Below are 818 nucleotides of genomic sequence, written 5' to 3' on the forward strand. Positions count from 1 at the left end.
TCGACGACCTCGACCCGCGGGTGTGGCCGTCGGTGATCGCGGCGCTCCTGGAGGCCGGCGCCTCCGACGCCTGGCTGACGCCGATCCTGATGAAGAAGGGCCGCCCGGCGCACACGCTGAGCGCGCTGGTGGACGGCGGCCGGGCCGCCGACGTGCGGGACGCGATCTTCCGGCAGACCTCCACGATCGGCCTGCGGGAGCAGCCGCTGCGCAAGCACGCGCTGGAGCGCGAGTTCGTCTCGGTCGACGTCGACGGACAGACCGTGAGCGTCAAGCTGGCCCGCCATGAGGGTACGGTCGTCAACGCCCAACCCGAGTTCGACGACGTGGCCCGCGCCGCGGTCGCCCTCGGCCGACCGGTGTCCGACGTCCTCGCCGCGGCCGCCGCCCTCGCCAGAAAGTTCCTGTAGTGGATCCCGTGGTCATCGGCCTGACCTTCCTCGCCATCTTCGTGGTCGAGCTGCCCGACAAGACGTTCCTCGCGACCCTGGTGCTCGCCACGAAGTACCGGCCGATCCTGGTCTGGATCGGCGTCGGGCTGGCGTTCACCGTGCAGACGGTCGTCGCCGTGCTGCTCGGGCACGCGGTGTCGTTCCTGCCCGACGACCTGGTCAAGGCGATCGCCGGGGTGATCTTCCTCGTGGGCGCGGTGATCCTGATCAGGGAGGGCCACAGCCACCAGGCCGCGGACGGGTCGGACGTCGAGACCAAGGACGTGCACGGCCTCCGAGCGGTGATCGCGTCGTTCCTGGTGCTCTTCGCGGCCGAGTGGGGCGACCTGTCGCAGCTGCTGACGATCTCGATGGTCGCGAAGTACG

2 protein-coding genes are annotated in these 818 nt (G+C 70.4%); both read left to right on the plus strand.

Features of this window, described 5'->3' with window-relative positions:
• On the plus strand, positions 1–410 hold a 410-nt coding region (larC, locus tag Q0L15_RS21960; protein ID WP_296606957.1), incomplete at its 5' end, for a nickel insertion protein.
• A partial coding sequence (locus Q0L15_RS21965) for a TMEM165/GDT1 family protein (protein ID WP_296606958.1) occupies positions 410–818 on the plus strand: 409 nt, incomplete at its 3' end. The genes larC and Q0L15_RS21965, both read left to right, overlap by 1 nt.

The sequence above is a fragment of the Nocardioides sp. genome (genome assembly GCF_024509035.1).
Lineage (GTDB): Bacteria > Actinomycetota > Actinomycetes > Propionibacteriales > Nocardioidaceae > Nocardioides.